Raw genomic sequence first — 18,286 nt, 5'->3', positions numbered from 1 at the left:
GCGTCAGAGCGTCACGTCGAAGCTGGACTTGCCGGCCACCGCGCGCGCCGGGGAACCGACGTAGACCCGGCCCGGCTCGGTGTCGCGGGTGACCAGCGCACCGGCGCCGATCACGTTGTCCTTGGCGACCTTGACCCCGTCGCTGAAGGTGGCATTGACCCCGATGAAGCTGCTCTGGCCGATCTCGCAATAGCCGGAAATCACCGCATGCGAGGCCACGAACACGTGGTCGTGGATCACCGTGCGGTGGCCGATGTGGTTGCCGCTCCACAGGATGCAGTTGTCGCCGATGCGGGTGAACGGCTGCACCACATTGCCTTCGAACACGAAACAGTTCTCGCCCAGCTGCGCATTGCGCCAGACGAAGGCGCGCGAACTGACGTAGCTGGCCAGGCGATAGCCGCGGCGCTTGGCGTCGAGGAAGAACCGCGTGCGCAGGCGGTTGAGGCCGCTGGCCGGAATCGCCACGAACGCCTCGACCTCGCCCGGCGGGTACAGCCGCTCCAGGTCTTCGTACGCCACCACCGGGCGCTCGGCCAGCGTCGGCGCGGCGAGGTAGGCGCGCTCGGCGCTGAAGGCCAGCACTTCGTAGTCGCTGTCGTGGCTGAAGTACTCGCAGGCGATCTGTGCCAGTTCGCCCGCGCCGATGATCACCAGTGGCCGTGCCATGCGCCTACGCCTCCTGCCTGCTGACGCCGCCCGCTTCGCGCAGGAATTCGTCGTAGTCGAGGATGTAGTCGGCCGGATCGTAGGCCTGGTCGGCCAGCACCATCAGCACGCAGTCGCCGCTGAAGTCGTACAGGTCGCGCCACACCATGCTGCCCAGCAGCAGGCCCTGGCAGGGATCGTCCAGCACTACCTGCACCGGTCCGCTGCCGTCGTCGAGCAGGAACGACACCGAGCCATGCAGGGCCACCGCCAACTGGTTGAGATGGCGGTGCGCGTGCTGCCCGCGGTGCACGCCGTTCTTGGTGGCGAACAGGTAGTACACGCGGCGGATGTCGAAGGGCACGTCGCGTTGCTGTTCCAGGGCCACCAGCAGGCCGCGCTCGTCGCCGTGCGTGCGCAACTGGATTCGTTCGATTGCCATGAGTGTGTCCGACACGGACTCCGACGCGGAGGTACCAGGCTGAGTGCCGCCGGCCGGCGCAAAGGTTGCGCCATGCCACATGCAACACCGATGCGAAGGCCACCGCCACGCCGACGCAACCTTTTGCCAAGCGCCCGGCACCCATCTGCGACCACCACTGCGCCAGCCGCTGCGCTGCCCGCGGGTGGCGCAGCGCGACGCCACGCACGGCAAAGCGCATTCCATCGACACGACCTGGACAGGGCACTCCACCATGACTTCACCCACGCAGGCCGACGACGGCACCCCGCTCTCCACAGCGCCAGCGCAGTCGCCGCGCCCATTCGCAAGCGCAGGCTTGCCGCGGCCAATGGTGCTCCTGCACTGGCTCACCGTGCTGTGCCTGGTGCTGGCGGCGAGCCTGATCCTGCTGCGCGAAGAGGTCGAGGGCCGCGCCGTACGCCAATGGTTGCTGGAGGGACACCGGCATTTCGGCCTGTTCGTGCTCGGCCTGTTCTTCCTGCGCGTGGCGCTGCGCCTGCGCCTGGGCAAACGCCACGATGCCGATGCCGCCTCGCCGCTGCTGCGTGCGCTCGCCGGGCTCACCCATGTGGTCATGTACGCGCTGCTGCTGACCCTGCCGGTGCTGGGCTGGGCGCTGAGCCAGTCCATGGGCAAGCCGGTGCATCTGTTCGCCATCACCCTGCCGGAGCTGGTCGCCCCCGATCCGGATCTGGCCGACACGCTCGGCGCCTGGCACGTGGATGCCGCCTGGGCGCTGCTCGGGCTGATCCTGCTGCATATCGGTGCCGCGCTGTGGCACCACTTCGTGCGCCGCGACGACACGTTGCGGCGAATGCTGCGCCTCCGCCGCGGCTGAGCCGCGTCTTACGCCCTTTCCCTCGTCCACCGCCGCGCCGACCCGCTCAAGGACCACCCGCATGCAGACCATCCCGTCTTCTCCTTCCTTCTTCCGCGCCGCCAGGCGGCGTGGCGCCGAGCAGGCCCTGCTGTGGTCCACGCTGGGCTCGCTGTTGCTGCTGGTCAGCCCGCGCGCCGCGGCGGTGCCGGCGTTCGCGCGGCAGACCGGCTCCTCCTGCGCGGACTGCCACATCGGCGCCTACGGCCCGGCGCTGACCCCGTACGGCATGCGCTTCAAGCTCAACGGCTACACCGACAGCGACGGCAACGGGACCAAGATCCCGGCCTCGGCGCAGCTCACCGGCACCCGCAGCGTGCCGGTGCGCGGCAAGACCAACAACCAGCTCAGCGAGGCCGACCTGTACCTGGCCGGGCGGGTCAGCGACAACGTCGGCGGCTATATCAAGGTCTCCAGCAGCAACAACGGCAAGGACAAGTTCACCACCAGGCTGGACAACGTGGACCTGCGCTTCGTCGCCAAGACCTTCAAGCTCGGCGGCAAGGACGCGCTGCTCGGCGTCAGCGTCAACAACAATCCCGGCAGCCAGGATCCGATCGGCATGCTGCCCAACGCCTCCGGCCTGGGTCCGGCCTCGGCCTACGCCAGCTCCACCACCCTGCTCAACCAGTCCTCGCTGTCCAACCGGGTGATCGGCACCAGCGTCTATGGCGTATACGACCGCAACTGGTACGGCGAGATCGGCACCTACAACGCGTTGCCGGTTTCCACCCAGGACGATCTCGGCTACGCGGTCGGCGGCGATCCGGGCAAGCTCAGCGACACCGGCTACCTGCGCCTGAGCTACATGAAGGACCTGAAGAAGCAGTTCTTCTCCGCCGGCGTGGTCGCCCTGACCACCCAGCGCCAGCTGCCGCGCAGCAGCGGGCCGCGCGACGACTTCACCGACCTGGGCTACGACCTGAACTACCAGTTCCTGGGCACCCGCGAGCACATCCTCAAGCTCGGCTATCTCAACATCTACGAACGCCGCCGCTACGGCAGCGCGCTGATCGACCCGGCCGACCCGAGCGTGGCCGGGCTGCGCCGCGGCAGCATCCGCGACCAGTCGATCAACCTCAACTACACCTACAGGCAGAGCTACGGCCTGCTGCTGGCGCACTTCATCAATACCGGCTCGGACGACGCGTTCCGCTACCGCCCGTACGGCGCGCCGGACACCACCAGCAACCTGATCAGCGCCTCCTGGGCGCCGTTCGGCAAGGACGATTCCTTCACCTCGATCGCCAACCTGCGCCTGTCCGCCAGCTGGTTCCGTTTCAGCAAGTTCAACGGCAGCACCGGCAACGTGTTCGGCGCCCTGCCGGTGACCCGCCCGCACGACCTGAACCAGTTCTCGCTGGCGCTGAGCCTCGCGTTCTGAGCACACCTTTCCCCCAGTACGGATCGTCATGAAACCAGCCAACGCTTTTCCCCTGTGGTGCACCTTGATGGCCAGCCTGCTGCCGCTGGGCGTCTCGCTCGCGCCCGCCGCGCATGCCGGCGGCGGCCTGCCCGGTGCCGGCGTGTTCGCCACCGAATGCGCCGAATGCCATAGCGCGGCGCCGGGCAAGAACAAGAAAGGTCCGACCTTGTTCGGCGTGGTCGGGCGCAGCGCCGGCAGCGTGCCGGACTACCGCTACTCGGACGCGATGAAGAAGACCCAGTGGACCTGGAGCGACGACAAGCTGCGCAGCTACCTGTCGCAGCCGGCGTCCAAGGGCATTCCCGGCGCCAACATGAAATACGACGGGCTCGACGACAGCAAGCAGCTGGAGGAGCTGATCGCCTATCTGCATTCCCTGCATTGACCTGCGCGGTAGTGAAGGCGGCCCCCGGTCGCGCCATCTTCGAAACTGAACCGGGCGTCCACAAGCCGGCGCCCGGCGCGTCGCAGCCGGGCGGCAATGCCGATAATGCCGACCCGCCCCGGGGAGCGAGCGCTCCGGCATTGCCGCCGCCCGGCCCCTAGCGTTCCCCGCGATTGGACCCGCGACCATCGAGCGACCGTGTACAACCGTCCTTCCGCCGCCCGGCTCCCTGTCTGCGTGCGCCATGCCTGCACCCGCTGCGCGCGGCGGCGGCGGTCGTCGGCGTCCTGCGTGCGCCGGCTGATCGGGATGGTCGCGGCTAGTCTTGCGCCAGCTGCCGCGCGCACGCTGTCCGCGCGTGCGCCGTCCGGGGGCATGTCTGCGCTGCTCGGCGCGCTGGTGCTGGCGGCGGCAATGTGCGTGCCGGGCACGGCGCTGGCCGCCAAGGTCGGCGGCGCGGTCGGGATCAGTTCCCAACTGGTCGATCGCGGCATCGCCGTGACCTCCGATACCCCGTCGCTGCAGCTCGCCGGCTACTGGTTGCCTGCGCCGGGCTGGTCGCTGAGCGCCTCCGCCAGTTCGGCGCTGAACGCGCCCGGCCACCAACTGCTGACCACGCTCGAACTGTCGCGCAGCTGGACCCTGTCCGACAGCTGGCAGATGCAGGCCGGAGTGGTGCGCTACAGCTATCCCGGCAACCGCATCAACCGCATGCTGAACCGTAACGAGGTAAGCATCGGCGGATCGTACCGTGACCGGCTGAGCGTCTCGGCGGCCGCGTTCACGCTGCCCGACAGCTACCCCGGCCGCTGGTTCGGCGCCGCCGACCTCACCGTCCACCAGCCGCTGCCGGCGCACCTCTCGCTGTCGGCCGGGATCGGCATCAGCCAGGCCCCGGCGGCCCTGTACGGGCTGGATTATGCGAATCACTACAGCTACGGCCACGCCGGGCTGATGTGGAATGCCGGCGCCTGGAGCGTGGAGATCGACCGCATCTTCAGCGACGCGCACAGCATCTACACCAAGCGCCGCAACGGCATCTGGCCGTGGGTGGCGACGCTGTCGCGCGCGTTCTGATCCGCACGCAACCTTTCCGTGCCGACCCGGCACATACCGGTGCCCGTTGCCAAGCCTGCCCTCCATGACCGACACCGATCCACTAGGCGATGCCACCGACCGCATGCTGCTGCGGCGCATGGCCGGCGGCGACCGCGACGCGCTGGCGACCCTGTACCGCAACTACCACGGGCGCCTGTGCCGGTTCCTGTCGCGGCTGACCCGGCGCCCGGACATCATCGAAGAGGCGATCAACGACTGCTTCTGGATCGCCTGGCAGAAAGCCGGCGATTTCCGCGGCGACTCGCAGGTCTCGACCTGGATCATGGGCATCGCCTACCGCTGCGGGCTCAAGGCGATCCGCCACCACAGCGACGATGCGATCGAGGACGGAGTGAACGCCGAAGACCACTTCGCCGCGACCGACCCGGACGAGGACCGCGAGCTGCGCGACTGGCTGGGCAAGGGCCTGGAGCGGCTGTCGGCCGACCAGCGCCTGGTGGTCGAACTGGTCTACGGCCTGGGCCACAAACTCGAAGAAGTCGCGGCGATCATGCAGTGTCCGGTGGGCACCATCAAGGCGCGGCTGTTCCATGCGCGGGTCAAGCTGCGCAACGTGCTGCCGGGATTGGCCGGCGGCACTTCCCCTCTGACGGAGAGCGTGTCATGAAGACAGGCTGCAACGAGCCGGGCAACGAATGCTCGCACGCCTGGGAACTGATGCCGTGGGTGCTGCAGGCCAGCGCCACGGAAGAAGAACATGAGTGGCTGATCGCGCACCTGGCCAAGTGCGCCTCCTGCAGCGCCGAGTTCGCGCAGCAGAGCCGGCTGCGCATGGCGATGTCGCTGCCCAGCGACGTGCCGGTGGATGCCGAGGCCGGGCTGCAGCGCCTGCTCGGCCGCCTCGACGCGCCCGAGCCGCAGCGCCTGCCGGCGCGGGTGCGCGCCAGCTGGACCACGCGCGCCCTGGTCGCCGCGGCGCTGGTGCAGGCGGTGGGGCTGGGCGTGCTCGGGGTCAGGCTGTCCGCCAGCGACCAGGGCAGCAGCTACCGCACCCTCAGCGAGACCGCGCAGCCGCTGGCGGCGGACGCGATCCGCGTGGTGCCGGACACGCGCATGACCCTGGGCGACTGGGACGCGGTGCTGCACAAGCTGCAGTTGCGCGTGGTCGCCGGCCCCAATGGCGCCGGCGCCTACACCGTGGTGCCGGTCCAGGCCGGGGCGCCGGCACAGCCGCAGCGCAGCGTGCAACAGCTGCGTGCGACGCCGGGCATCCGCCTGGCGGAGCCGATTGCCGCACCATGAACCTGCGTCGCGCCTGCCTGCTTGTCGCCTGCCTCGCCCTCGGCGCCTGCGCCCATGGCGGGCGCAACGCCACCGACGCGCCCGCCGCTGCCGCAGCGGCACCAGCGAAAACCCCGACCCTGGACGCCTCGCCGGCCTTGGACAGCCAGCGCCAGATCGTGCTCGCGGTCGCCAACCCGATGGCCGCGCCGGGCCGGCACGCCGGCTCCAACCTGATCGGCTATGCCTCGTCCAAGTATTACGGCGCCGGCACCCAGGCGGCGGAAACGCTGGACGCGCTGACCCAGCACTACGGTCTGCGCCAGGTGACCGGCTGGCCGATCAAGCCGCTCGGCGTGTACTGCGTGGTACTGGAGCCGGCGCCGGGCGTGGAGCGCGACGCGCTGCTCGCCGAACTGGCCAAGGACGAACGCGTCACCCTGTCGCAGCCGCTGCAGGAGTTCGCCACCTACGCCGACGCCGCGCCGCCGGCCCAGCCCGCGCAAGCGCTGCGCTACAACGATCCCTACGTGGACATGCAACGCGGCTTCGCCGCGACCAACGCCGCCAGCGCGCAGCTGCTGAGCCAGGGCCAGGGCGTGGGCGTGGCCATCGTCGATACCGGCGTGGACACCGCCCACCCGGACCTGCAGGGCCGGCTGCGCGAGGTGCGCGACCTGGTCGGCGCCGACCCCACCGCGTTCAATCGCGATCACCACGGCACCGAAGTGGCCGGGATCATCGCCGCCGGCAGCAACAACCATCTGGGCATCGTCGGCATGGCGCCCAAGGCCATGCTCGACGTGTACAAGGCCTGCTGGTATCCGCAGCGCGCCGGCGCCGGTGCCGGCTGCAACTCCTTCACCCTGGCCAAGGCGCTGGTCGCGATCGGCGACACGCGCACGCGCATCATCAATCTGAGCCTGGGCGGCCCGGCCGATCCGCTGCTGCGCAAGCTGCTCGAGCAGTTGCTGCGGCAAGGCCGCATCGTGGTCGCGGCGATGCCGCCGGGCGGCCGCCTGGACGGCTTTCCCGATGCCACCCCGGGGGTGATCGTGGTGCGCAGCAGCAGCGCCACCGCATCGCCGCCGGGCGTGCTCAGCGCACCGGGCGAGGACATCCTGACCACCCAGCCCAACGGCGGCTACGACTTCACCTCCGGCTCGTCGATGGCCACCGCGCACGTCAGCGGCGTAGTCGCGCTGCTGCTGGCGCTGGCGCCGCAGCTGGATGCGCGCAGCGTGCATGAACTGCTGCAGCGGACCAGCCGGCAACGCGACGGCCTGCTGCAGGTCGATGCCGCCGCCGCGGTGCAGGCCCTGCCCCGCGCCGCCGCCGCGGCACGCTGAGCATCGCGGCCATGGCCAAATGGATTCCGCAATGGCTGCACCGGCTGTCCTCGCCGCCGACCTTTTACCGCGTCGCCGGCGCGATCCGGCCGTGGGCGCTGGGCGCGGCACTGCTGCTCGGCGCAGTCGCCTTCTACGGCGGGCTGGTGCTGGCGCCGCCGGACTACCAGCAGCACGACGCCTACCGGATCATCTTCATCCACGTGCCCAGCGCCTGGATGAGCCTGTTCGTCTACGGCGCGATGGGCGCGGCCGGCTTCGTCGCCCTGGTCTGGCGGCTGAAACTGGCGGAAGTGGCGTGCATGGCCTCCGCGTCGATCGGCGCCGCGTTCACCTTCATCACCCTGTGCACCGGCTCGCTGTGGGGCAAGCCGATGTGGGGCACCTGGTGGACCTGGGACGCGCGGCTGACCTCCGAACTGGTGCTGCTGTTCCTTTACCTGGGCGTGATCGGCCTGTACCGCGCGATCGAGGACCCGCGCCAGGGCGCGCGCGCCGCCGCACTGCTGGCGCTGGTCGGGCTGATCAACCTGCCGATCGTGCACTTCTCCGTGGTCTGGTGGAACACTTTGCACCAGGGCTCCACGGTGCGCGTGCTGGGGCCGTCGAAGATGCCGCTGGCGATGCTGTGGCCGCTGCTGACCGCGGTGCTGGCGAGCAAGTGCTACTACCTGGCCAGCCTGCTCGGGCGCATGCGCACCGACCTGCTGGCGCTGGAGCGCGGCAAGGGCTGGGCGCGTGCGCTGGCGCTGGCCGCACCCGCGCCGGCAGCGGCACCGGCGGCGCCGGCCATGCCGGCAGAGCGCGCGGCATGAGCGGGTTCTGGGCCATGGGCGGCTACGCCGGTTACGTGTGGAGCGCCTACGCGCTGTTCCTGCTGGTGTTGCTGCTGGACACGCTGCTGCCGCGCTGGCGGCAGCGGCGCCTGCTCGCCGAGACGCGCGCGCAATTGCTGCGCGAACAGGCGCGGCGCCAGCGCGGCGCCGCTTCCCGATTGCACGGTAGCGCCGATGAATCCCACCCGTAAGCGCCGCCTGCTGCTGGTGCTGCTGGTGCTGGGCGCGGCCGCGCTCGCCACCGGCCTGTTCGTGCTGGCCCTGCAGCACAACATCAGCTACCTGTTCACGCCGAGCCAGGTGCAGGCCGGCCAGGCCGACGGCTACCGCGTGTTCCGGCTCGGCGGCATGGTCAAGGCCGGCTCGATCCGGCGCAGCGCCGATTCGCTGCGGGTGGAGTTCACCGTGATCGACAAGTCCGGCGCCACCGCGGTCGCCTACACCGGGATCCTGCCCGACCTGTTCCGCGACAACCAGGCGGTGATCGCCACCGGTTCGCTGCATGGCGCCGGTTTCGTCGCCACCGAGGTGCTGGCCAAGCACGACGAGACCTACATGCCGCAGGAACTGAAGGACGCGATGGCGCAGGCCCATGCGGGCCGCACCGCGGCGGCGGTGGCTGCGCCGGCCGCCCGGTCCGCCACACCATGAAGCGGATGCCGCCCTGCCGCGCCGCGCTGCGCTGGCCGCACTCGGCCGCCCTGCCGCAATGACCGCCGAACTGGCCCAGCTCGCGCTGATCCTGGCCTTGCTGCTGGCGCTGGCGCAGGGCGTGCTGCCGCTGCTCGGCGCCTGGCGCGGCGATCGTGCGTTGATGGCGGTGGCGCGGCCGGCCGCCTATGCGCAGGCGCTGTTCGCCTGGCTGGCCTTCGCCCTGCTCGCGTATGCGCTGCTGCGCCTGGATTTCTCGGTGCGCTACGTGGCCGCCAACGCCAACCTGGCGCAGCCCTGGTACTACCGGCTGGCCGCGGTGTGGGGCGCGCACGAAGGCTCGCTGCTGCTGTGGATCGCCATCCTCAATCTGTGGACGGTGCTGCTGGCGCGCAGCAGCCGGCACCTGCCGGAGGCGTTCGCCGCGCGCGTGCTCGGCGTGCTCGGCCTGATCGCCGCCGGCTTCCTGGCCTTCGTGCTGTTCACCTCCAACCCGTTCGCGCGGCTGTCGCCGATGCCGCTGGACGGCAACGAACTCAACCCGGTGCTGCAGGACCCGGGCATGGTGTTCCACCCGCCGGTGCTCTACACCGGCTACGTCGGCTTCTCGGTGGCCTTCGCCTTCGCCATCGCCGCCCTGCTCGGCGGCGAACAACAGCAGGCCTGGGTGCGCTGGGCGCGGCCGTGGACCAATGTCGCCTGGGGTTTCCTCACCGCCGGCATCGTCGCCGGCAGCTGGTGGGCCTATGCCGAACTGGGCTGGGGCGGCTGGTGGTTCTGGGATCCGGTGGAGAACGCCAGCTTCATGCCGTGGCTGGTCGGCGCGGCGCTGATCCACACCCAGGCGGTCACCGAAAAACGCGGCGCGCTGGGCGCCTGGACCCTGCTGCTGTCGATCCTGGCCTTCTCGCTGTCGCTGCTGGGTACCTTCCTGGTGCGCTCGGGCGTGCTGACCTCGGTGCACGCCTTCGCCGCCGACCCGCGCCGCGGCCTGTACATCCTCGGCTTCCTGATCGTGGCGGTCGGCGGTGCGCTGCTGCTGTACGCGCTGCGCGCGCCGCGGCTGGCCGCCGGCAAGCCGTTCGCCGCGCTGTCGCGGGAAACCGCGATCCTGGTCGGCAACCTGATGCTGACCGTGGCCGCGGCGATGGTGCTGCTGGGCACCCTGTTCCCGCTGCTGGGCGATGCGCTGAAGCTGGGCAAGGTCTCGGTCGGCCCGCCCTATTTCGGCCTGCTGTTCCCGCTGCTGATGCTGCCGGTGGTGCTGCTGCTGCCGTTCGGCCCGTACCTGCGCTGGGGCCGGACCGAAGCGGGCGCGCTGCAGGCGGTGGCCGTGCGCGCCGTGCTGGCCGCACTGGCCTGCGCGCTGGTCGCATGCGTGCTGAGCGACGGCTCGGCCCGCGCAGTGGCCGGCGTCGCCGCCGCCACCTGGATCGGCGTCGGCACCGCCTTGTACGCGTACAAACGCCTGCGCGAAGCGCCGCGCGGGCGCCGCTTCCCCGCCGAGCTGGCCGGCATGCTGCTGGCGCATGCCGGGGTGGCGGTATTCGTGGCCGGCGTGCTGCTGTCGGACAGCCTGTCGATCGAGCGCGACGTGCGCCTGGCGCCCGGGCAAAGCGAGCAGATCGGCGGCTACGCGTTCCGCTTCGACGGCGTGCGCATGATCGACGGACCCAACTGGAAGGCCGAGCAAGGCACGCTGACGGTGAGCCGCGACGGTGCGGCGGTGGCGGTGCTGCATCCGCAGAAGCGCCTGTATTCCAGCGAGCGGATCCAGACCGAGGCGGCGATCGATGCCGGCGTCACCCGCGATCTGTACGTCGCGCTGGGCGAGCCGATGGACGACCAGCACATCGAGAACGCCTGGACCCTGCGCCTGTACTACAAACCCTTCATCCGCTGGATCTGGCTGGGCGGCCTGCTGATGATGCTCGGCGGCTTCGTCAGCGCCTGCGCCCGGCGCTTGCGCGCGCCGCACACGGGCGCACACGGCGCCGAACCTGGCGCAGCCGTCGCCACGCGCGCAGCGGCGGCAGCGCCATGAGCCGGCTACTGCCCCTGCTCGGCTTCCTGCTCCTGGCCGCGCTGTTCGGCTTCGGCATTTACTGGAGCCGTACTCACGATCCGCGCGAGGTGCCCTCGCCGCTGATCGGCAAGCCGGCGCCGGCGTTCTCGCTGCCGCGCCTGGACGATCCCGCGCAACACGCCGGTAGTGCCGAATTGCGCGGCCGCCCCTACCTGCTCAACGTGTTCGGCAGCTGGTGCCTGGCCTGCGGCGAGGAGCATCCGCTGCTGCTGGCGCACGCCCACGACCTGGGCGTGGCGCTGATCGGCTACGCCTACAAGGACGACCCGCGCGACACGCGCGCCTGGCTCGCACAGCGCGGCAATCCGTATGCGCTGGTGGTGGTCGATCCGGACGGACAGCACGCGCTCGACTTCGGCGTCTACGGCGCCCCGGAAACCTTCCTGATCGATGCCCAGGGCGTGATCCGCTACAAGCACGTCGGCGTGCTGACCCCCGCAGTGATCGCCGGCGAATTGCGCCCGGCGATCGCCGCGCTGGACGGAGCGCGGCGATGAGCGGACCGTGTGCGCGGATGCGGCGTGGCCGGCGGTGGACCAGGCCGTGGCCATGGCTGCTGGGCTTGCTGCTGTTCGCGCCCATGCTGCCGGCGGCGGCGCAGGCAGTGGATCCGCTGCCGTTCCGCGACCGGCAACAGGAGCTGCGCTTCCAGCACCTGACCGCGCAGTTGCGCTGCCTGGTGTGCCAGAACGAGAACCTGGCCGACTCCAACGCCGCCCTGGCGCGCGACCTGCGCCACCAGGTGTTCGCGCAATTGCAGGCCGGCCGCAGCGACGCGCAGATCAAGCAGTACATGGTCGATCGCTATTCGCAGTTCGTGCTCTACGATCCGCCGCTGGCGCCCGGCACCTGGCTGCTGTGGTTCGGACCGCTGCTGTTCCTGCTCGGTGGCGCAGCCCTGGTCGTGGCCACGCTGCGGCGCCGGGCCGCCGCAGCGCAAGTCCCTGCGCAACAGGAGCCGGAAGAACAATGGTGAGCGCCGGCTTCTGCATCGCCGCCACGCTGATGGTGGCCGTCGCATTGGGCACCTTGCTGTGGCCGCTGCTGCGCCGGCAGCCGGGCGCACGCAGGGTGCGGCTGACCGCCGCGGTGCTGCTGGCGACGACGCTGCCGCTGGCGAGCGCCGGCCTGTACCTGCTGGTCGGCGACCCGGCCGCGCTCGCCGGCGTTCCCGTGCAGGCCACGCCGGCGCCTGCGCCAGACCCGGCGCCAGCGGCACTGCAGCAATGGATGGACAAGGCGCTGGCCGCTGCGCAGGCGCAACGTCCTGCCCAGGCGCGCGACGCCTACGCGCAGGCGCTGCGGATCGATCCGGACAACGGCGAGGCGCTGCTCGGCTGGGTCGAGGCGGACATGGCGCAGCAACCCGACTTCGCCGTCGGCGCGACCGCGCGCGGTATGCTCGAGCGCGTGCTCGCGCAGCAAGCGGACAACCAGCGCGCCCTGTGGATGCTCGGCATCGGCGAATTCCAGCGGCAGCATTACGCCGACGCCGCAGCGCACTGGCGGCATCTGCGCAACCTGCTGCCCGAAACTTCCCCGCTACGCGAAGCGGTCGCGCAGAAGATCGCCGCCGCCGAAGCGATGGCCGCGGCGCCTGATGCGGCGCCCGCTGCGTCACACTGAAACGCGACTGCTTGCGCGACCTGTCGACCGCTCTCGGCATCCAACTCGGCGAACGATGCGGAGCAGCCGGATTCTTGCCCTGAGGCGAAAGGAATCCGCCCCGACGCTGCTGCCCGCCAGCGGATCGCATGTCCACGCGTTCGACGCTTTCCGGCCAATCTCGGTTAGGCTGCGGGTCCGCGCCTTGCGGCCGCCGCCAGGATCGGAAGCGAAGACAAGACCATCCTGCTGCAGGCGCCGTAACGCAGGATGGATGCCACCCGCGCTGTCTTTCGTCGTTCAACGAGAGTGCGAACCGCACTGTGGAGCATCCCATGCCAGTTTCCCCGACCAGCCCGAACAACAGCGTCCATCCAATCAGGCCGACGGCAGGCAAGCTCGGCGTCTGCGGCCTCGCGCTGACCGCGTTGATCGCGGCCTGCCTCTGGCCGCGCGACGGGACGGCGAAGGTCGCGATGACGCCGGGCATCACCGGGCACCTGCTGGTCCCCGTGTTCGTCAACGGCAAGGGACCCTACAACTTCATGCTCGACACCGGCGCCGACACCAGCGCGGTCTATGCATGGTTCGCGTCGCAACAGCGTCTGCCCTCCGGCAAGACCGCGACCATCAGCGGCGCGACCGGGGATGTAGAGGAAACGACGACGCGGGTAGCGTCGCTCTCGCTCGACGGAAGGGCGATCCAGCATCTGGACGTGGACACCATTCCCGACCGGACCGACGGCGTGAAGATCGCGGGAATCGTCGGCGCCGATCTGCTGATGGACCGCATCACGGTGATGGATACCGGGTGCGAGACCGTCGCGCTGCTGCCGCGCAGCACGAATGCGGCACGGCTCGCCGGACGCAGCGCAACCCTGATCGAGGCGGGTTCGATCAGAAACGGCAAGCAATTGACACTGCCGGTCACGGTCAACGGCGTGGCCGGCGTTGCGACGCTCGACAGCGGCGCCCGCTCGTCGATGATCAATACCACCTTCGCCAACGCCGCGCAGATCGATCCCGGCTCGGCCGCTTTCCGTGACGGACCGCCCGCGCGTGGCGCCGTCCAGACGCCCATCCCTTCGCGTATCGGCCCGATCGGCACAGTGCGCTTTCCGGGATCGACCCAGCGCAACGTCGTGGCGCGCGTCGTCGACCTGCCGGTGTTCGACGATGCCGGATACGCCAACGGGCACGCCTTCAACATCGGCGTGGACATGCTCCACGCCATGCGCATCACGCTCGATTACAGTGCGCGCCGGGTATGGATCGGCCCGTCACGCTGTGTTGCCAAGTGAGCCGCCTGGCCTGATTCCAGCTCATGCCACGCGTTCGATGGATGCTGCAAACCCAGCCACATCCCACAGTTGCCGCGGCGGTGTCCGCGCAACCTGCAGCAATGGCCGCTCCCGGGCATCGCTGCCGCTGCTGTGGCCGACCCTGCGCGCGCAGGCGATGCTGAGCGGATGATGCTGGGCATCCTGGTCTGCGCCTGCAGCGCGTTGTGGGCGTTCGCCACGCGCGCCTGGCTGGGGATCGTCGCGCTGCTGGCGCCGATGGCGCTGGCCATCGCCTGGCTGCCGCGGCACGCGCCATGAAGCAGGGATTCCGCCAGTCGAGGGCCTGACTGCATACCTGGACCGGGCGGCTGGTCGGCTGGGTGCTCTGCCGCTGATCTTCATGGCCGGCACCGACCGCCAGCTATTTCCGCGACGAGATCAGCCGCTGGATGCCCCCGGAACTGCCGCGCGCGCCGCTGAGCACCGCGACCGTTGCCGCGCGCGCGGTCGCGCTGCTGCAGCGCGAAGCGCCGCAATGGACGGTGGAACTGCCGGGCGCACGCTCCTCGTTCGCGCAACTGTTCTGGCGCAATCCGCCGCCGGCCGACGGCAGCGTCCAGAGCGGCAAGCAGATGTTCGGCGAGTTCAATCCCATACGGCTCCGGGATCGGCTCCACGTCAATCAGGTAGTCTCCGGCTGAGCCTCAATGAGGCAATAGCTCCCTCAACCATGCGATCTCCTCTTCGTCGAATGCCGGGAAATCTTCCGCTGCGCCTGCGACGGGGTCCGCATCTTGCTCCCAGAACGCAGCGCTGGACGCTGCCAGGTCGCCGTGCGTCGGCGTCCCAGGATCCGGGAGGCCGCCGCCGATCCTGGTACGCGGGCGTTTTAGACCCCAACCACTGAAGGGGAGCACATGCAGCGTATCGCGCTGTTCGGGAACGAGCACCTCGGTAGCCTGCTGTGACGAGGAGCGGTTGACACCACTGTCCGATCGGGACCGTTTGCGGCGGCTGCTTGCCAGACTCTGGCCTGCCTGGTGCATTGGGCTGGCCGCGTCCAGTTCACGTTCCAGGGAATCGGCGAATGCATCCAAGGACTCCTGGCCCGGAGTTTGAGCCGAAGCAGAGGACGGCGTCATCCTTTTCATCCCTGATGCTTGCAGGATGCGGTGCCAACGCTGGGAGGCTGGGGGAAGCGTTCCACCGCGAGCTTCGAGTTCTGTGACGCCCACCCGGCGAAATAGCTGTAACAACCCGAGCCTGCTCATCCCGAATTGCTTCATCGCTTCATCAAATGCTTGCGCTGGGTGGGAGTGGCACTGGAAAAAACTCAGCACGCGAACCACTTGCGCGAGATCGGCAACGCGATGGGACGTGCGTTCGGGAATACGTGCATTGGTTCTTCTGATCAATGTCGGCGCGTGCGGCAATCCCTTTTTCACTGCATCCAGCGCAGGACATCCGCCGATGCAGGCCAAAGCGACGAGGTGGTCGTTGGTCAACACGGCCAACGCCGGATCAGGGCTGGATAACTGGGCAAAAATACTTTCCAGCGCCGGCTTGCCACCGCCATTGCTGGCGATGGCCACCACCTGGTCCGGGGTCAGGCCATGGTCCTGGCACAGCACCGGCAACAGCCGCTGCACCGTCTCCAGCGCCTGCTTGCCGCCATCGTGGCTGGCGATGGCCACCACCTGGTCCGTGGTCAGGCCATAGGGGGCCTTGCACAGCAACGGCAACAGCCGCTGCACCGTCTCCAGCGCCTGCTTGCCGCCATTATTGCTGGCGATAGCCACCACCTGGTCCGGGGTCAGGCCATAGGGGGCCTTGCACAGCACCGGCAACAGCCGCTGCACCGTCTCCAGCGCCTGCGTGCCGCCGCCATTGCTGGCGATGGCCACCACCTGGTCCGGGGTCAGGCCATAGGGGGCCTTGCACAGCACCGGCAACAGCCGCTGCACCGTCTCCAGCGCCTGCGTGCCGCCGCCATTGCTGGCGATGGCCACCACCTGGTCCGGGGTCAGGCCATAGGGGGGCTTGCACAGCACCGGCAACAGCCGCTGCACCGTCTCCAGCGCCGGCTTGGCGCCATCGTGGCTGGCGATGGCCACCACCTGGTCCGGGGTCAGGCCATAGGGAGGCTTGCACAGCACCGGCAACAGCCGCTGCACCGTCTCCAGCGCCGGCTTGCCGCCATTATTGCTGGCGATGGCCACCACCTGGTCCGGGGTCAGGCCATAGGGAGGCTTGCACAGCACCGGCAACAGCCGCTGCACCGTCTCCAGCGCCGGCTTGCCGCCTATATTGCTGGCGATGGCCACCACCTGGTCCGGGGTCAGGCCATAGGGGGGCTTGCACAGCACCGGCAACAGCCGCTGCACCGTCTCCAGCGCCTGCGTGCCGCCAGTCTTGCTGGCGATGACCACCACCTGGTCCGGGGTCAGGCCATAGGGGGGCTTGCGCAGCACCGGCAACAGCCGCTGCACCGTCTCCAGCGCCTGCTTGCCGCCATTATTGCTGGCGATAGCCACCACCTGGTCCCGGGTCAGGCCATGGGGGGGCTTGCGCAGCACCGGCAACAGCCGCTGCACCGTCTCCAGCGCCTGCTTGCCGCCATTATTGCTGGCGATAGCCACCACCTGGTCCCGGGTCAGGCCATGGGGGGGCTTGCACAGCACCGGCAACAGCCGCTGCACCGTCTTCAGCGCCTGCGTGCCGCCGCCATTGCTGGCGATGGCCACCACCTGGTCCGGGGTCAGGCCATAGGGAGGCTTGCACAGCACCGGCAACAGCCGCTGCACCGTCTCCAGCGCCGGCTTGGCGCCAGTCTTGCTGGCGATGGCCACCACATGGTCCGGGGTCAGGCCATAGGGGGGCTTGCACAGCACCGGTAACAGCCGCTCCACCGTCTCCAGCGCCGGCTTGCCGCCATCGTGGCTGGCGATGGCCGCCACCTGGTCCGGGGTCAGGCCATAGGGGGGCTTGCACAGCACCGGCAACAGCCGCTCCACCGTCTCCAGCGCCTGCGTGCCGCCATCGTGGCTGGCGATGGCCACCACCTGGTCCGGGGTCAGGCCATAGGGGGGCTTGCACAGCACCGGCAACAGCCGCTCCACCGTCTCCAGCGCCAGCTTGGCGCCATCGTGGCTGGCGATGGCCACCACCTGGTCCGGGGTCAGGCCATAGGGAGGCTTGCACAGCACCGGCAACAGCCGCTCCACCGTCTCCAGCGCCGGCTTGGCGCCATCGTGGCTGGCGATGGCCACCACCTGGTCCGGGGTCAGGCCATAGGAGGGCTTGCGCAGCACCGGCAACAGCCGCTCCACCGTCTCCAGCGCCTGCTTGCCGCCATTATTGCTGGCGATAGCCACCACCTGGTCCCGGGTCAGGCCATGGGGGGGCTTGCACAGCACCGGCAACAGCCGCTGCACCGTCCCCAGCGCCAGCTTGCCGCCATTATTGCTGACGATGGCCACCACCTGGTCCGGTCGCAGGTGCAGGGGGGCGCCAGTCAGCGCATTGCGCGATGCATGCACGGCCTCCACCGCTGTCACGCCGCCACGTTTTGCAATCTTGAGGAGTTGGCCTGTGTCCAACTGTAACGGTGGACTTCTCAAATCTTCCGCCACCGTGAGCAAGGCCTCCAGGGCCCGTGCGCCCGACCACTGTTTGCCGACGCCAACGATGTCTTCGTGTGTGGCCTCTGGCAACGCCGCAATCATCTCCGAATACCTGGCCGCGATGGTCCCTAACGCTGCCGGGTGTTTGCTGAGCTCAACGATGTGCGCGTGTGTAAACCCATGGCCGACCAGTGCCGCGTGGTGCTGCGCCACTGTCGAACGAACCGTCGGTTTGATCTTCTCCTGTTGCTGCTGGCTGTAGCCGAACCTGCTTAGATCCACATCCGCGGCAGGCGAAGCGTCGGAGGTTTGCGCAGCACGCCGTGGCCGCCGGGCCGGCTTGGCGCGCGGCGGCCGCGCGGCAGTGACAGCGACGCGCACGGGGGGCTGCGGGTCATCGGCTGCACGCAGACCCGATTGCAACCCATCCAACACGCCTGGAGCAGCCTGTGCATGATGAGCGCCGAAGGCAGGCATCGAATCAAAAAGCGACGGATCAACCTGACGTAACGCAGGCACGCTTGCAGGGGGCGACGGCAGCCGGGTCCGGGACATCGTCCGCCGAGCGGGCAAGCCATCCAGGGGGCTACCAGCAAGCGGAGACACCCCCCGATCTGCAGTCGGCTGGACCCCATCCGGCTGGCCCCCATCCGATTGGGATCCGGCCAGAAGCTCGCGGGCAGGAATTGGCGTGCGAGAACGAATGGGATCCAT

General features: G+C 69.5%; 20 protein-coding genes. 17 read left to right on the top strand and 3 right to left on the bottom strand.

Annotation, left to right across the window (positions count from 1 at the left end):
- Positions 1 to 3: 3 nt before the first annotated feature.
- Both KHF85_RS10235 and KHF85_RS10230 read right to left on the bottom strand, forming a co-directional pair.
- The gene (locus tag KHF85_RS10235; RefSeq protein ID WP_284566609.1) at positions 4 to 669 is read right to left on the bottom strand and encodes an acetyltransferase; all 666 of its coding nucleotides are present in this window, start codon (positions 667 to 669) and stop codon (positions 4 to 6) included.
- Positions 670 to 673: 4 nt separating this feature from the next.
- Complete coding sequence (locus KHF85_RS10230; RefSeq protein WP_009601737.1) at positions 674 to 1,090, bottom strand: sugar 3,4-ketoisomerase; 417 nt, start codon at positions 1,088 to 1,090, stop codon at positions 674 to 676.
- A 349-nt stretch (positions 1,091 to 1,439) separates the two neighbouring features.
- Between KHF85_RS10230 and KHF85_RS10225 the strand changes: the two genes are divergently transcribed.
- The 17 genes from KHF85_RS10225 to KHF85_RS10145 all read left to right on the top strand — a co-directional run bounded on the left by KHF85_RS10225 (position 1,440) and on the right by KHF85_RS10145 (position 14,650).
- Entirely contained in the window at positions 1,440 to 1,949 is a 510-nt protein-coding gene (locus tag KHF85_RS10225; RefSeq protein ID WP_284566608.1) for a cytochrome b, read from the top strand.
- A 61-nt stretch (positions 1,950 to 2,010) separates the two neighbouring features.
- A complete protein-coding gene (locus tag KHF85_RS10220) occupies positions 2,011 to 3,372 on the top strand; it encodes a cytochrome C (protein WP_284566607.1) in 1,362 nt (453 codons plus the stop codon).
- A gap of 28 nt (positions 3,373 to 3,400) precedes the next feature.
- On the top strand, positions 3,401 to 3,799 hold the full coding sequence (locus KHF85_RS10215; RefSeq protein ID WP_409976608.1) for a c-type cytochrome: 399 nt from the start codon (positions 3,401 to 3,403) through the stop codon (positions 3,797 to 3,799).
- Between the two features lie 375 nt (positions 3,800 to 4,174).
- Positions 4,175 to 4,876, top strand: coding sequence for a TorF family putative porin (locus tag KHF85_RS10210; RefSeq protein ID WP_284566606.1), 702 nt, complete (start codon positions 4,175 to 4,177; stop codon positions 4,874 to 4,876).
- 64 nt (positions 4,877 to 4,940) lie between these two features.
- Positions 4,941 to 5,525: an RNA polymerase sigma factor gene (locus KHF85_RS10205; protein ID WP_284566605.1), complete on the top strand. Its 585-nt coding sequence runs from the start codon at positions 4,941 to 4,943 to the stop codon at positions 5,523 to 5,525.
- Entirely contained in the window at positions 5,522 to 6,160 is a 639-nt protein-coding gene (locus KHF85_RS10200; protein ID WP_284566604.1) for an anti-sigma factor, read from the top strand. Before KHF85_RS10205 ends, KHF85_RS10200 begins: the two co-directional genes overlap by 4 nt.
- Positions 6,157 to 7,488 carry a S8 family serine peptidase gene (locus KHF85_RS10195; protein WP_284566603.1) on the top strand — a complete coding sequence of 444 codons (1,332 nt, stop codon included), beginning with the start codon at positions 6,157 to 6,159 and terminating at the stop codon, positions 7,486 to 7,488. The genes KHF85_RS10200 and KHF85_RS10195 overlap by 4 nt, the downstream gene beginning before the upstream one ends.
- Positions 7,489 to 7,499: 11 nt before the next feature.
- Complete coding sequence (locus KHF85_RS10190; protein WP_284566602.1) at positions 7,500 to 8,303, top strand: heme ABC transporter permease; 804 nt, start codon at positions 7,500 to 7,502, stop codon at positions 8,301 to 8,303.
- Complete coding sequence (ccmD, locus tag KHF85_RS10185) at positions 8,300 to 8,515, top strand: heme exporter protein CcmD (protein WP_284566601.1); 216 nt, start codon at positions 8,300 to 8,302, stop codon at positions 8,513 to 8,515. Before KHF85_RS10190 ends, ccmD begins: the two co-directional genes overlap by 4 nt.
- The gene (gene ccmE, locus KHF85_RS10180; protein WP_039009985.1) at positions 8,499 to 8,975 is read left to right on the top strand and encodes a cytochrome c maturation protein CcmE; all 477 of its coding nucleotides are present in this window, start codon (positions 8,499 to 8,501) and stop codon (positions 8,973 to 8,975) included. Before ccmD ends, ccmE begins: the two co-directional genes overlap by 17 nt.
- Before the next feature lie 58 nt (positions 8,976 to 9,033).
- Positions 9,034 to 11,019, top strand: a complete 1,986-nt coding sequence (locus KHF85_RS10175) for a heme lyase CcmF/NrfE family subunit (protein WP_284566600.1) — start codon at positions 9,034 to 9,036, stop codon at positions 11,017 to 11,019.
- Positions 11,016 to 11,558 carry a DsbE family thiol:disulfide interchange protein gene (locus KHF85_RS10170; RefSeq protein WP_284566599.1) on the top strand — a complete coding sequence of 181 codons (543 nt, stop codon included), beginning with the start codon at positions 11,016 to 11,018 and terminating at the stop codon, positions 11,556 to 11,558. Before KHF85_RS10175 ends, KHF85_RS10170 begins: the two co-directional genes overlap by 4 nt.
- Entirely contained in the window at positions 11,555 to 12,037 is a 483-nt protein-coding gene (locus KHF85_RS10165; protein WP_284566598.1) for a cytochrome c-type biogenesis protein, read from the top strand. The genes KHF85_RS10170 and KHF85_RS10165 overlap by 4 nt, the downstream gene beginning before the upstream one ends.
- Positions 12,031 to 12,687 (top strand): tetratricopeptide repeat protein, encoded by a 657-nt coding sequence (locus KHF85_RS10160; protein ID WP_284566597.1) that lies wholly within the window; start codon positions 12,031 to 12,033, stop codon positions 12,685 to 12,687. The genes KHF85_RS10165 and KHF85_RS10160 overlap by 7 nt, the downstream gene beginning before the upstream one ends.
- Positions 12,688 to 13,001: 314 nt before the next feature.
- Positions 13,002 to 13,967, top strand: coding sequence for a retroviral-like aspartic protease family protein (locus tag KHF85_RS10155; protein ID WP_284566596.1), 966 nt, complete (start codon positions 13,002 to 13,004; stop codon positions 13,965 to 13,967).
- A 168-nt stretch (positions 13,968 to 14,135) separates the two neighbouring features.
- Complete coding sequence (locus KHF85_RS10150) at positions 14,136 to 14,267, top strand: hypothetical protein (protein ID WP_284566595.1); 132 nt, start codon at positions 14,136 to 14,138, stop codon at positions 14,265 to 14,267.
- A gap of 131 nt (positions 14,268 to 14,398) precedes the next feature.
- Positions 14,399 to 14,650 carry a hypothetical protein gene (locus KHF85_RS10145; RefSeq protein ID WP_284566594.1) on the top strand — a complete coding sequence of 84 codons (252 nt, stop codon included), beginning with the start codon at positions 14,399 to 14,401 and terminating at the stop codon, positions 14,648 to 14,650.
- Positions 14,651 to 14,653: 3 nt separating this feature from the next.
- On the opposite strand, the gene avrBs3 is transcribed toward KHF85_RS10145, so the two are convergent.
- On the bottom strand, positions 14,654 to 18,286 hold the full coding sequence (gene avrBs3 / locus KHF85_RS10140; protein WP_284569448.1) for a type III secretion system effector avirulence protein AvrBs3: 3,633 nt from the start codon (positions 18,284 to 18,286) through the stop codon (positions 14,654 to 14,656).

The sequence above is a fragment of the Xanthomonas graminis pv. graminis genome (genome assembly GCF_030168915.1).
Classification (GTDB): Bacteria; Pseudomonadota; Gammaproteobacteria; order Xanthomonadales; family Xanthomonadaceae; genus Xanthomonas_A; species Xanthomonas_A translucens.
Note: the sequence above shows the minus strand (reverse complement) of the source record. Positions and strands in the feature narration are given on the sequence as shown.

Coding starts and splice junctions, on each gene's coding strand:
- KHF85_RS10155 (WP_284566596.1), top strand. CDS start 13,002: ATGCCAGTTTCCCCGACCAGCCCGAACAACAGCGTCCATCCAATCAGG.
- ccmE (WP_039009985.1), top strand. CDS start 8,499: ATGAATCCCACCCGTAAGCGCCGCCTGCTGCTGGTGCTGCTGGTGCTG.
- KHF85_RS10205 (WP_284566605.1), top strand. CDS start 4,941: ATGACCGACACCGATCCACTAGGCGATGCCACCGACCGCATGCTGCTG.
- KHF85_RS10160 (WP_284566597.1), top strand. CDS start 12,031: ATGGTGAGCGCCGGCTTCTGCATCGCCGCCACGCTGATGGTGGCCGTC.
- KHF85_RS10175 (WP_284566600.1), top strand. CDS start 9,034: ATGACCGCCGAACTGGCCCAGCTCGCGCTGATCCTGGCCTTGCTGCTG.
- ccmD (WP_284566601.1), top strand. CDS start 8,300: ATGAGCGGGTTCTGGGCCATGGGCGGCTACGCCGGTTACGTGTGGAGC.
- KHF85_RS10225 (WP_284566608.1), top strand. CDS start 1,440: ATGGTGCTCCTGCACTGGCTCACCGTGCTGTGCCTGGTGCTGGCGGCG.
- KHF85_RS10195 (WP_284566603.1), top strand. CDS start 6,157: ATGAACCTGCGTCGCGCCTGCCTGCTTGTCGCCTGCCTCGCCCTCGGC.
- KHF85_RS10235 (WP_284566609.1), bottom strand. CDS start 669: ATGGCACGGCCACTGGTGATCATCGGCGCGGGCGAACTGGCACAGATC.
- KHF85_RS10145 (WP_284566594.1), top strand. CDS start 14,399: ATGCCCCCGGAACTGCCGCGCGCGCCGCTGAGCACCGCGACCGTTGCC.
- KHF85_RS10170 (WP_284566599.1), top strand. CDS start 11,016: ATGAGCCGGCTACTGCCCCTGCTCGGCTTCCTGCTCCTGGCCGCGCTG.
- KHF85_RS10165 (WP_284566598.1), top strand. CDS start 11,555: ATGAGCGGACCGTGTGCGCGGATGCGGCGTGGCCGGCGGTGGACCAGG.
- KHF85_RS10150 (WP_284566595.1), top strand. CDS start 14,136: ATGATGCTGGGCATCCTGGTCTGCGCCTGCAGCGCGTTGTGGGCGTTC.
- avrBs3 (WP_284569448.1), bottom strand. CDS start 18,286: ATGGATCCCATTCGTTCTCGCACGCCAATTCCTGCCCGCGAGCTTCTG.
- KHF85_RS10220 (WP_284566607.1), top strand. CDS start 2,011: ATGCAGACCATCCCGTCTTCTCCTTCCTTCTTCCGCGCCGCCAGGCGG.
- KHF85_RS10190 (WP_284566602.1), top strand. CDS start 7,500: ATGGCCAAATGGATTCCGCAATGGCTGCACCGGCTGTCCTCGCCGCCG.
- KHF85_RS10200 (WP_284566604.1), top strand. CDS start 5,522: ATGAAGACAGGCTGCAACGAGCCGGGCAACGAATGCTCGCACGCCTGG.
- KHF85_RS10215 (WP_409976608.1), top strand. CDS start 3,401: ATGAAACCAGCCAACGCTTTTCCCCTGTGGTGCACCTTGATGGCCAGC.
- KHF85_RS10230 (WP_009601737.1), bottom strand. CDS start 1,090: ATGGCAATCGAACGAATCCAGTTGCGCACGCACGGCGACGAGCGCGGC.
- KHF85_RS10210 (WP_284566606.1), top strand. CDS start 4,175: ATGTCTGCGCTGCTCGGCGCGCTGGTGCTGGCGGCGGCAATGTGCGTG.